This is a genomic window from Pseudomonas sp. BN505, from assembly GCF_029873175.1.
Classification (GTDB): domain Bacteria; phylum Pseudomonadota; class Gammaproteobacteria; order Pseudomonadales; family Pseudomonadaceae; genus Aquipseudomonas; species Aquipseudomonas putida.
The window spans coordinates 1-10,938 of the sequence record NZ_SSOI01000034.1; the positions used below are offsets into that span (position 1 = coordinate 1).

General features: G+C 59.5%; 17 protein-coding genes. 15 read left to right on the top strand and 2 right to left on the bottom strand.

All coding sequences use genetic code 11. The annotated features are described in order from the left end of the window. Positions 1-44 precede the first annotated feature (44 nt). Positions 45-401, bottom strand: a complete 357-nt coding sequence (locus tag E8E78_RS11020) for a metalloregulator ArsR/SmtB family transcription factor (protein WP_060492512.1) — start codon at positions 399-401, stop codon at positions 45-47. A 177-nt stretch (positions 402-578) separates the two neighbouring features. Here E8E78_RS11020 and arsN2 point away from each other — a divergent pair, with 177 nt between their 5' ends. Together arsN2 and E8E78_RS11030 are read left to right on the top strand one after the other, a co-directional pair. After that, positions 579-1,073, top strand: a complete 495-nt coding sequence (arsN2, locus tag E8E78_RS11025) for an arsenic resistance N-acetyltransferase ArsN2 (protein WP_060492511.1) — start codon at positions 579-581, stop codon at positions 1,071-1,073. A 161-nt stretch (positions 1,074-1,234) separates the two neighbouring features. Continuing rightward, positions 1,235-1,855: a tyrosine-type recombinase/integrase gene (locus E8E78_RS11030; RefSeq protein WP_060492510.1), complete on the top strand. Its 621-nt coding sequence runs from the start codon at positions 1,235-1,237 to the stop codon at positions 1,853-1,855. 90 nt (positions 1,856-1,945) lie between these two features. Here E8E78_RS11030 and E8E78_RS11035 read toward each other — a convergent pair whose 3' ends face one another. Further along, positions 1,946-2,839, bottom strand: coding sequence for a LysR family transcriptional regulator (locus E8E78_RS11035; protein ID WP_060492509.1), 894 nt, complete (start codon positions 2,837-2,839; stop codon positions 1,946-1,948). A gap of 104 nt (positions 2,840-2,943) precedes the next feature. Here E8E78_RS11035 and E8E78_RS11040 point away from each other — a divergent pair, with 104 nt between their 5' ends. The 13 genes from E8E78_RS11040 to E8E78_RS11100 form a co-directional block, all read left to right on the top strand. Then, positions 2,944-3,375: a GFA family protein gene (locus tag E8E78_RS11040; protein WP_060492508.1), complete on the top strand. Its 432-nt coding sequence runs from the start codon at positions 2,944-2,946 to the stop codon at positions 3,373-3,375. Between the two features lie 340 nt (positions 3,376-3,715). Beyond that, entirely contained in the window at positions 3,716-4,258 is a 543-nt protein-coding gene (locus tag E8E78_RS11045) for a hypothetical protein (RefSeq protein WP_232876987.1), read from the top strand. A 334-nt stretch (positions 4,259-4,592) separates the two neighbouring features. Further along, positions 4,593-4,886 (top strand): hypothetical protein, encoded by a 294-nt coding sequence (locus E8E78_RS11050; protein ID WP_063423904.1) that lies wholly within the window; start codon positions 4,593-4,595, stop codon positions 4,884-4,886. Between the two features lie 415 nt (positions 4,887-5,301). Then, positions 5,302-5,721, top strand: a complete 420-nt coding sequence (locus tag E8E78_RS11055) for a helix-turn-helix transcriptional regulator (RefSeq protein WP_063423903.1) — start codon at positions 5,302-5,304, stop codon at positions 5,719-5,721. A 210-nt stretch (positions 5,722-5,931) separates the two neighbouring features. After that, positions 5,932-6,267 (top strand): RAQPRD family integrative conjugative element protein, encoded by a 336-nt coding sequence (locus E8E78_RS11060; protein ID WP_063423902.1) that lies wholly within the window; start codon positions 5,932-5,934, stop codon positions 6,265-6,267. Beyond that, complete coding sequence (locus E8E78_RS11065; RefSeq protein ID WP_063423901.1) at positions 6,254-6,493, top strand: TIGR03758 family integrating conjugative element protein; 240 nt, start codon at positions 6,254-6,256, stop codon at positions 6,491-6,493. Before E8E78_RS11060 ends, E8E78_RS11065 begins: the two co-directional genes overlap by 14 nt. Before the next feature lie 15 nt (positions 6,494-6,508). Further along, the gene (locus E8E78_RS11070) at positions 6,509-6,886 is read left to right on the top strand and encodes a TIGR03745 family integrating conjugative element membrane protein (protein ID WP_063423900.1); all 378 of its coding nucleotides are present in this window, start codon (positions 6,509-6,511) and stop codon (positions 6,884-6,886) included. A 7-nt stretch (positions 6,887-6,893) separates the two neighbouring features. Continuing rightward, the gene (locus E8E78_RS11075) at positions 6,894-7,295 is read left to right on the top strand and encodes a TIGR03750 family conjugal transfer protein (RefSeq protein ID WP_063423899.1); all 402 of its coding nucleotides are present in this window, start codon (positions 6,894-6,896) and stop codon (positions 7,293-7,295) included. Further along, positions 7,292-7,930, top strand: a complete 639-nt coding sequence (locus E8E78_RS11080) for a PFL_4703 family integrating conjugative element protein (protein ID WP_063423898.1) — start codon at positions 7,292-7,294, stop codon at positions 7,928-7,930. Before E8E78_RS11075 ends, E8E78_RS11080 begins: the two co-directional genes overlap by 4 nt. Further along, positions 7,930-8,736, top strand: coding sequence for a TIGR03749 family integrating conjugative element protein (locus tag E8E78_RS11085; RefSeq protein ID WP_280337106.1), 807 nt, complete (start codon positions 7,930-7,932; stop codon positions 8,734-8,736). Before E8E78_RS11080 ends, E8E78_RS11085 begins: the two co-directional genes overlap by 1 nt. After that, positions 8,726-10,234 (top strand): TIGR03752 family integrating conjugative element protein, encoded by a 1,509-nt coding sequence (locus E8E78_RS11090; RefSeq protein ID WP_280337107.1) that lies wholly within the window; start codon positions 8,726-8,728, stop codon positions 10,232-10,234. Before E8E78_RS11085 ends, E8E78_RS11090 begins: the two co-directional genes overlap by 11 nt. Next, a complete protein-coding gene (locus E8E78_RS11095; protein ID WP_280312361.1) occupies positions 10,197-10,616 on the top strand; it encodes a TIGR03751 family conjugal transfer lipoprotein in 420 nt (139 codons plus the stop codon). Before E8E78_RS11090 ends, E8E78_RS11095 begins: the two co-directional genes overlap by 38 nt. Then, the coding region (locus E8E78_RS11100; RefSeq protein ID WP_280312363.1) for a TraC family protein at positions 10,616-10,938 on the top strand (323 nt) is incomplete at its 3' end. The genes E8E78_RS11095 and E8E78_RS11100, both read left to right, overlap by 1 nt.

Below are 10,938 nucleotides of genomic sequence, written 5' to 3' on the forward strand. Positions count from 1 at the left end.
AAATGCGATCAGCATGACTACAACTCAATCAGCGAAGGGAAGTCTCAAGCACAAGCAACAGGGCCCTGCGGCCGCTCGCCCATTTCGGCAAGGCGCAATGCATCAGAGCTCAACCATTCCTGGTTGGCATCGACCACTCCCTTCAGCATCGCGTCCACCCACTGCGGCAGTTCGGGGTGCAGTCGGTAGTACACCCATTGACCCTTGCGGCGATCCATCAGGATTCCAGCCTCGCGCAACTGGGCAAGATGCCGGGAGATCTTCGGCTGGCTCAGCTCCAGCGCGTGGGTAAGTTCGCAGACACAGAGTTCGCCTTCACGGGCGATCAGCAGGGTCATCCGGGCCCGGGTGTCATCAGCCAGGCATTTGAAAACGATGGGGGGAGTCAGTGTTTCCCGCATGTGACCTCCTGGGGAATGCGTGTACGGCCAATATCTGGAAATCCGAATATATGCCTATTCAAATATGCGGTAAAGCAGATATTTATAATTGCCTCGCCTGACGGGACGTCATAAAACTGGAAAAAGCCCCCGCTCCGGGACCTATACTGGCCTTCGATACCATCCCCAGAGTCCCCAATGAACCAGTCTGATATCTCTGTCCGATTGCTTGGTACCGATCAAATCCAAGGCCTGGCTGCGCATCTGACTGCAGCGGGCTTGCCGACCCAAGACCTTTTGCAGCCCGACCGAATGTTCTATTCCTTTCACCGGGGAGAAACGGAGTTGGGATACGGGGGCATTGAAGGAAGTGGCCGGACTCGTCTGATTCGCTCACTAGTTGTCGTACCGGCCCAGCGAAAGTCAGGGATCGGTACCCTGCTGCTCAGAGCACTTGAGCGAATAGCGGAAGCTGACGGAGCCCAGAGCCTTCATCTGCTGACCACTACAGCACCCGACTTCTTCGAGGCTCGGGGATATGAGCACAGAGACCGATCCCAAGCCCCAAAGGCAATTTCCAATTCGGAGGAGTTCAACAGCCTCTGCCCGACGTCTGCGGTCTACATGGTGAAGGAGCTTGGCGACATGAACTCGGTGTCACCACAGGTAACTCGCCTCCACGAACGTCAGTGAGTTCGTTCTCAGGTGTCCCAGGAACGAGTCCTGCGGCCCCCGAAAGATGTCGAACTGAATCGACCTCGGTTTCGTAGACTCCTCGAACGGCTGCAAAGGGTCGGTTAGCGCCTCTGGATCGGGCTGACCATCCTTGTCCTCCCTCACATGGAGGACAAGCCATGAACGCCATTACGACCAACAGCCATCAGCCTTGGAACAAAGGAAAATTGGTCGGGCAGAAAACTCCGCTCCGACTGAAAGATATCTGGGCCATTCGGGTAAGGCTCCAAATCGCGGAAGAAACTCGGGATTTGGCCCTTTTCGATCTGGCCATCGACAGCAAGCTACGAGCCTGCGATCTGACCAAGCTTCGCGTACGCGACGTTGCTCATGGGGAGCACGTGTCATCGCGAGCGATAGTGATGCAGCAGAAAACCCAGCGGCCCGTGCAGTTTGAAATTACAGAGCAAACACGGCTGGCCCTACAGGCCTGGATACATCAAGCCAAACTCCACAGCGAAGATTGTCTTTTTCCAAGCCGATTACACGCCTCAGTGCATCTCTCCACCCGGCAGTACGCCCGAATCGTCAAGGCGTGGATAAAGTCTATTGGGCTAGATCCAGCTATGTACGGCACCCACACGATGAGACGTACGAAGGCATCGCTGATCTATCGCAGGACGAAGAACCTGAGAGCAGTTCAGCTCCTTCTCGGCCATACAAAGCTTGAAAGCACGGTGCGATACCTGGGCATTGAAGTCGATGACGCATTGGAGATGGCAGAGCAGACGGAGGTTTGACAGCGTCCAGCGACGGTCGAGGTATGACCGTCGCGATTCGACCCATTGAAGCCGTTCAGACCAAGCAGTGGATGCCACGGCCTACGCTGCTCACTGATCGGCCAAGCATAGATACTGATGTAACTGCTCTCCTAGAACCTCGAACGCCTGAGCGATCCTGTTGATTTTGCGCAGGTCATTGTGCATTGCGATCCACACCTCTACCTCAAAGCCAAAATCGAGGGGTAGGACATGTACCAGGCCGTGCGATTTTGCGATTCGCGTCGGGCAGAGTCCGAAGCCCAAGCCCGCTTTCAGAGCGGCCAGCTGAGCAAGGTGATGATCAGAGGCAATGGCGAAATGCTGGTCGGCATCGCACAGACCAGCATCGACAAACCGACGCAAATCCGCTGAGCGTCTATCCGGGCCGATCAGCGGCAGCTGGCGAAGCGACAGCAGCGAGGCTGGATTACCATAGCGCTCCAGGCACCCGGCACTGGCATGGATGCCAATCTGCAAACTACCGACACGCCGCACGGTGATATCCGCTTCATTGGGCCGCATCAGCCGGACCGCAATGTCCGATTGCAGCCTGGCGATGTCTTCAAGGGTATCGCTTATGCTCAACTCAAGTTTGAGCCTGGGGTATTCGTAATGGAAAGGGGGCAGCAGGTCGGGCAATACCTCGACGCCAAGCAACTCGCCACAGGTCAGCCGAATCGTGCCGTGATCCACCGACGCTTCAGAACTGGCCATGCGGTTGAAGGTTTGCGCGGCCAGGTCCATGGCCTCCACATGTTCAATCAGGCGCTGCGCTCCGGCAGTAGGCGTCAGCCCTTGAGGTGTGCGGGTGAACAGACTTACACCGAGAGCGTGTTCAAGATGGTCCAGGCGCCGACGCGCAGTGGCCTGGGCGATACCCAGCAACTTCGCCGCGCCGCTCAGGCTGCCAGAGCGCAACACGGCGAGAAATACACGCTGGCTTTCCCATTCAATGCCGCTCATACATTCTTAGCCAACAGTTGCTCCTAATTTGATCTTCTGCCCGAACCCGTGAAAGGCGATCATTCGCCCACATTTTTCCGGGCGTCATTGTAAGGAACCAACGCATGAGAATCACCGGTCAGTGCCGATGTGGGCAAATCACCCTTGAGATCGTGGCGCAGCAATTGCCGCCGCTGTATGCCTGCCACTGTTTGAACTGCCAGCGCTGGAGCGGCAGTGCGTTTGGTCTGCACATGCTGAGCGCGGCTTCGGCTGTTCAGGTGGCTGGCGAAACGGCGATCTTTGAGCATGAACACCAAGGTCAAACGTCTACCCAACATGCCTGCGGTACATGTCATACCCGGCTGTTCAACGAGACCACGGCAGCACCCGGCATGCGAGTGGTACGGGCCGGCATCCTGGAAGGGACTGAGTGTTTCGAGCCGGTTGCGCATATCTGGACTCGGCGCAAGCAGCCATGGCTGGTGCTGCCGGCGACTATCGCGCAATGGGAGGAGAGCCCCACGCCAGAAGCATTCGCTGCCGCGTTAGGGTAAAAGAGCTTGCTCCTCCATAAGTGAAGGCGTCGCTCGCCGAACGGCAAATTATCACGGTTGACTAGGTCCGCTTTGGGTCGATAGCGGTCCAATCGCGACCCACGGTCCTCGACCGATTAATCGGTCAAGAAGGTGGGTGAATTAGAGCAACGTCTCTGACTGCGCCGCACCACACCTATTGGTAAAGCCTTGAGCACGGACTGGAGGAGCTCATGATAGCTACCCTCGTCTCCTCGGCTACTACATCGTCTGACAGGGCGCAGGCTCAAGCGCTATGGTAGGTATGATTGGTGGAGGCCGCGCAGGCCTCCTAGAACCGATAGCGGACGGGGAAAATACTTTGAGTTCCGAATCGCTGATGATCGGCTGGGATGTTGGTGGCTGGAACTGCGACCGGAATCGCCTCAGCCGAGATGCTCTAGTGGTGATAGATCAGAACCTGCAGATGCGAGGTAAGCCGTGGCGAGGGAATCTGCGCGAGCAGATCAATCAGGCGAAGACCACTGACGACTTTGTGCGATCACTTCTATTAGCCTGTGATGTCGAGATTGTCCGTCGCGACGCGACCGTCGTTTTGGGAATCGACACCCCATTGGGTTTTTCTACCGAGCTAGTGAACTTGCTGGTAAGTGGCCACTCTGTGCCGGTAGTTAACGCGTCAGCTACCAACCCCTATTTGTTTCGCTATACCGAGCGTTTTTTGTTCGAACGGGGATTATCTCCGCTGTCAGCCATCAAGGACATGATCGGTAGTCAAGCTACCAAAGGCATGCATGTACTGGCACGTTTCTTACCCAACCGCCCGTGCTGTGGTATTTGGACGGATGACGCGCAGGTGACGCCATCGAGGTCTACCCCAGCTCTGCAAAACAGTCGGCGGTAGTCAAAGACTTAAGGCAGCGTTGCTTGGGGTTTTCTGGGGCCTCCAGCGATGACTGGTATGAGGATGAACGAGATGCGCTCACTGCTGCGCTTATTGCCTGGCTCTTCAGATTCGAGCCCAATCGCTTAGTCTGGCCTCCGTCAAATGTGCCGGAACAGGAGGGATGGATTTTCGTACCCAGAGACTCACTGGCAACGGCTTCACTCCTTTAGTTCTACATGCTGCCCGATGGTCGGATGAAGTACCCAATGCCTCACCATTGCCGTTGCGCTACGGGTCTCGTCGACTATGTTGGAGAGATACTCATCTAATACTAAAGTCGTAGGAGGGTCGCATGCGTATACGGGGTGATGCTTTCTGGAATTGGGCAGATCCAACCCTTCACCACCGTACTCATGATGAGACTCTAAACGACGGCACGACCATCGACGTCCAAGTGCGCTTGTCGCGTACCGGTGGCACGCAGATGTTCATCGGTGTGTATGCACGCTTCGGAATGGTGCTTTACGAGGAATCCTTCGACTCGCGACCTGGTGAGTCCATGACTCGTGCTCTCGCGTGGGGCGTGGGCCGCGCTAGACGGATCGCGACCGATCCGCACTTAACCCAAGAACATTTAGCTTCATAAGTACGCTGAGGGCCGGTGCGTGGCCAATTCAATCAACCTTGCGGGCAAAAGAAAGCCCGCTGCTAGGCGGGCAAGGGAGCATCTATCACGTAGGGATAGCTTGAGTGTGCCCAATAGGAAGTGAAAATTGGGTGAAGAAAAAGTCTCCGTGAGGTGATAGTTGCTGGGAATCTCAGGTAGCGGCTTGAAGTGCAGCCACTCTCGGCAAACATCATCAAGGGGCGCCTTCTGGCCAGAGGTAGCCGTTCATTAGCATCGGCTTTGTGTCGAACGTCGACGATCGCGGGATCACTGGCCACCAGGGCTTGATCCAAGGGTGTATGGTAGTGTGAAACGGGAGGCCAGAGCGGTCTGCCTCCCCCCAACTCATGTCGCCGCCACATGCACCTACTCGCTCTATTCCTCAGGTAATTTCATGACATTGAAGTCATCGTTCGCCAATGTGCTTCGAGTACTACGTAGTCAGCGAAACATCACCCAGCGCGGATTTGCCGACACGACCAGCCGCACCTACCTGTCCAAGCTCGAAACCGGTAGATCGAGTCTCACGCTGGACAAACTTGAGCAGCTTAGCGAGCGATTGGAAGTGAGCCCTTTGACGCTGGTGGCATTGACGCTGAGCGAGGATACAGGGCAGACGGCAAATGAGTTGCTGGTCAGGACCAGGAACGAGATTCGAGCACTTGAATCGCATGGTCGAATTCCAGGACTACAGGCCACCCTGGGGGACGATTTAGCTGCGACTCCTTCGTTGACCAGCTCACGCAACCCCCGAACGAAAACAGCTCCACGCGCTGAGGGCGCACTTCAGGCAGAGCTGTCATTCTCCGAATGATGGCTAGCTGTACTTTCAAGCGCTCGCTGCAGCGCTCGTAATAAGCACGCAGCGCCAGCTTGTTCATATACCGCCTCAATTCCTCACTCCAGTCTCACCCCACTTCTGCCCAACCTCGCCAGAAAACGAAAGATCGAGAATCCTTTTAATTCGTGCATGAACTCGCCCCCGCAGTGATGGTGGCGACCAGAGATTGCTCTGGAGCTCGCCATGAGGACGTATGCCTTCCCATTGCTTGTGATTTACCTAGTAACCCTCCCGGCGGTTGCACAGGAAACTCGCGAGCGCTCGGATTTGGAACTCATTCAACGACAATTCACTGCCATCGATCAGTTGGCCGATCGCGCGAAAAACGGCTCAGAAAATATCGATGGCGCGCGCTATCGCTTCGACTATCTGCGGTTTGCGGCAGACCTCGAACGTGTGCGTGAAGGCATCCAACAATACTTGTCGCCCTCCCGGGCGCAGCCTGCCGACTTAGTCGAGTTGGCCGATCAGTACCGTGCTGAAGCACCTCACTCGAGCCCCTGCCATGAGCATGACTGACACCCAACTCACAGCGTTCTCCGCCGTTGCCGGCTTTGCCCCGCAGCTCAGTTCGGTGCTGTGGCGCTCATCGGTGTTGGTGCTCGCGTTGCTCTGGTGCACCTGGGCGCTGTGGACCGGCTACCGCGGCTGGGCGGCCGGCAACATCAATTTTGGCTCGCTCGGCGGCAGTACGCTGCGTCTGGCCCTCGCCTTGATCGTGCTGATGTTTTTCATGCTGTCGTAATCAGGAGGCCTTGCTATGAACCTCTCTCGTGGTTGTCACCGCCCGCTTCGCCGGCTGCGGGCTGCCTATGTAAAAGCCCTGCTCGGCGGCTTGGCGCTGCTGAGCTCGACGCTGGCTTGGGCTGACCTGCCGACCATGGAAGCTCCGTCCCGCGGCGAAGGCTCAGGCCTGATCGACACCATCAAGAACTATGCCTACGACGGCGGCATCCTGCTCGGTCTGTTGATCGCTACCCTCGCCTTCCTTGGCGTGGCGTGGCACTCGCTGACCGTCTACGCCGACGTGCAAAACCAGCGCAAGACCTGGAAAGACCTCGGCGCCGTGGTCGGCGTCGGAGCGCTGTTGGTGGTGGTGATTCTGTGGTTCCTGACCAAAGCCGCGACGATTCTGTGAGGCAGCCATGTCCGACGTCCCTGCTACCCTCCCCGACGGCACGCTGACCTTCCTGCCGGAACGCCTGAACCGCGATCCAGCCGTCCTGCGCGGCCTCACCAATGACGAGATGTGGGTCGCGCTGATTGTCGGCGCAGTACTGGGTGTGGTCCTTGGCGGGCCGCTGGCGGTGGCCTCCGCCTCCATCGCCACCCTGCCCACCTGCATGTTCCTGTGTATGGCGCTGGTGCTGCTCGGTGGCGGCAAGCTGCTGCGCCGGGCCAAGCGTGCTCGTCCCGAAACCTGGCTGTACCGACGCCTGCAGTGGCAACTGGCGGTGCACTGGGGCATTGGCTCTCAGTACCTGATTCTCCACTCCGGCCCATGGACTGTCCGGCGCACACGCCGACCTGCGAGGACCAACCCATGAGCCGTTTCCGCAACAAGGTGGATGCACAGCAGGCGCACATTTTCAGCCTGCGCCTGGCCGTAGCGACCCTGGCGCTGCTGTGCACTGGGCTCTGGTACGGCTGGCAGTCCGCCCCCTCCGAACTGACCATTCACGTACCACCGGATCTGCGCTCAGGTAGCACGCGCAAATGGTGGGACGTGCCGCCCGAAAACATCTATGCCTTTGCCCTGTACATATTCGGCCAACTCAACCGCTGGCCCACCGACGGCGAGGTCGACTACCACCGCGCGATCTTCGCCCTGCAGCCTTATCTGACACCGGCGTGCAAGACCTTCTTCGATGGCGATTTTGAGTACCGCAAGGCAGCCGGCGAACTGCGCGGCCGCGTACGCGGCGTATACGAGGTGCTGGGGCGGGGCTACAGCGACGACCCCGACCTGCGGGTAAAGCAGTTGGATAAGCACAGCTGGCTGGTCAAGCTCGACCTCAATGCCGACGAATATTACGCCGCCGAGCCGGTGAAGCGCGTCGTCGTGCGCTACCCCCTGCGTGTCGTGCGCTTTGACGTCGATCCCGAGCACAACAAGTGGGGCCTGGCCCTGGACTGCTACGAAGGCACACCGCAGAAGCTGACACTGCCTGGAGGTGCATGATGATGCGTATCTTGATCCTGATGCTGGTCTCGATCGCCGGCTGGTGTTCCGCTGTGGGTGCCGTCGAGGTCAAGTACTGGGACCGCCTGCCGCTGGCCGTGCCGCTGACGGTGGGCCAGGAACGAATCCTCATGCTGGATGAGGATGTCCGCGTCGGGCTCCCCAGTGCGATCAGCAGCAAGCTGCGCGTGCAGTCGGTCGGTGGCACGGTGTACCTGCATGCGTCGGAAGCCATTCCCCCTACCCGCCTCCAGCTGCAGTCGGTGAAGTCGGGGGACATCATCCTGGTCGACATCGAAGCGTTCGAGGGCAGCGAGGCGCTGGAGCCGGTCAAGATCGTCGCTCAAGCGCAGACGCCGGACGTGAACACCGCGCCGGACGCAGCGCCTACAGCCACGCCGGTACCGGTAGTGTTGACTCGCTATGCAGCGCAAAACCTGTATGCGCCTCTGCGCACCGTGGCACCCTTGCCTGGTGTCCATCGGGTCTCGCTAGGCGAGTCCTCAGGATTAAGCACACTCCTGCCGACCGAGCACGTATCCATCAAGGGGCTCGCCGCTTGGCGGCTGGGCGATTATTGGGTGACGGCGGTGAAGATCGTCAACCGTGGGCCGGCCAAGGTCTCGCTGGACCCGCGTCACTTGCAGGCCACGCTGTATGCCGCCACCTTCCAGCATGAATATCTGGGGCACGCCGGCACACCTGAAGACACCACCGTGGCGTATCTCGTCACCCGAGGCGGCGACCTGAAACACGCACTGCTGCTGCCACCGCCAGCGCCGGAGGCTGCCGATCATGAAAGCTAACGGTTTACTGAAATGGCTGGTACCGGCGGTCCTGCTGGGGATCGTGCTGATCATCGGCAAATCCTGGGTGACGGCGCCAGACGCTGAACCTGCCCATGATCCCGAAAACACTGCCCTCAGTCCGGAACAGGCCAAGGCCCTCGGCATTGCCGGCGACACGCCGCGCGACACCGTGGCCACGCTGATTGGCCAGGTCAAAGCGATGCGCAGCGAGATGCTGTCGCTGAAGAAAGGCAACGAGACGCTGCAGACCGAAAACAACCGGTTGCGCACGCGCGAAGGCAACATCGACAGTCGCATTCAAAACACGCTGAGCAGTGTCACCCAGCAAGTCACCGAGCAGCGCCAGCAGGCCAACGATGCCCGGCAGAAGGCCGAGCAACAGCACCGCGAAACCCAGGGTTTGCTGTCCCGACTCAAGGACCAGCTCACCAGCAAGCCGGCCGCGAAGTCCGACGTACCTGTGGGCTTTGGGCTCGAACCGGGTGACGAGCAACAATTCTCCGGGGCACAACCGCCGGCGGATGCAGTGCAATGGATCGAGCCATCCAATGCACGTGCTGGCCAAGAGGGGGCCAGCAAAGCTGAGGGACCGTTGTCATCGCTGACGTCGAAGTTCAAGGATCTGCATGGCCTAGACAACAACGCGATCGACCGGGGCCAGGACCATCTGCGCGGCGTGGCCAAGGGCGAGCGCGACCTGGACAGCACTCAGGATCGGACCGATGGCGCCAAGCCGGTCTACACCATCCCCGAAAACTCGACCCTGATGGGCTCAATCGCCATGACCGCCCTGATTGGCCGGGTGCCGGTGGACGGCACGGTGAACGATCCCTATCCGTTCAAGGTACTGGTGGGGCCGGACAACCTCACCGCCAACGGCATCGACCTACCGGACGTGGTCGGCGCGGTCATGAGCGGGACTGCGGCCGGTGACTGGACCTTGTCATGCGTGCGCGGCCAGGTCGAGTCGATCACCTTTGTCTTCAGCGACGGCACCGTGCGCACGGTGCCGCAGCCGCAGAAGGTGGTCAGTCGCAACCGCAGCAGTACCCAGACTTCAGACACCGAGAAGATCCGCGGCGGCTTGGGCTACATCTCCGACCCTTACGGCATTCCCTGCATCGCCGGTGAGCGTCGCTCCAACGCCCAGCAGTACCTGGGCAGTCAGAGCCTGATCACCGCTGCCGGCGCCGGCTTCGCTGCAGCGCTAGGCAGCGAACAGACCAATACGTCATTCATCAACTCGGCCAGCGGCAGCCTGGGGCTTTCACAGAACAGTGGCAACAGCGCGCTGAACTCGGTCATCAGCGGTGGCATCGGCGATATCCGTGACTGGATCAACAAGCTCTACGGCGAAGCCTTTGCCGCCATCTACGTCCCGCCGGGGGCCAAGGTGGCGTTGCACCTGGATCACGAAATCAGCATCGACTACGAACCCAAAGGCCGGAGAGTGAATCATGAACGCCCATCCGTTTCGGTACTGGACCTGGATTAGCCTGCTGCTTTGCCTACACCTGGCAGGCTGTACCACCAGCAAGGACGAGATGCTGCCCCACGGCGATCACACCATGCTGGATATCTGGAACAGCGGCGCCGCAATCGGCACGCAGCAGCAGTTGCAGGAGGCCCGCAGTGAGCTGCGCCGGCCGGTTCTCGATCCCGAGCGCCAGATCAAGGACCAGAGCGCCTATACCCGCACGGCCGCCAACGAGATTCGCACCCAGTTCCCACGCCTGCCCAATCCCGATCTGGTGATGTACGTCTACCCGCACCTGGCCGGCACCCAGCAGACGCCCGTGCCCGGCTACTCGACCGTGTTCCCGTTGTACGAGAAGGTCCAGTACGCACTGCCCGGCGAACGCCTGGACGATTTGTGATGGTCGATGACGCAGATCGAGCCCCGCCACGCTGGCAGCCCTGGCGCGCGGCGCAGCGTCGACGTGCAACGCGTGCGGACGAAGCTGCGCAGTATGCGCACAACCCCAGCTTCACCGACTACTTGCCCTGGGTCGAATACCTCGAGGAGGAGCAATGCTTTCTGCTCGACGACAACCGCTCGGTGGGCGCCGTGTTCGAGTTGCAGCCGATCGGGACCGAAGGCCGTGAGCCCGAATGGCTGATGGCGGCGCGCGATGCGCTGGAAGATGCGCTGCAGGACAGCTTCGACGAGCTCGACCAAGCACCCTGGGTGGTGCAGTT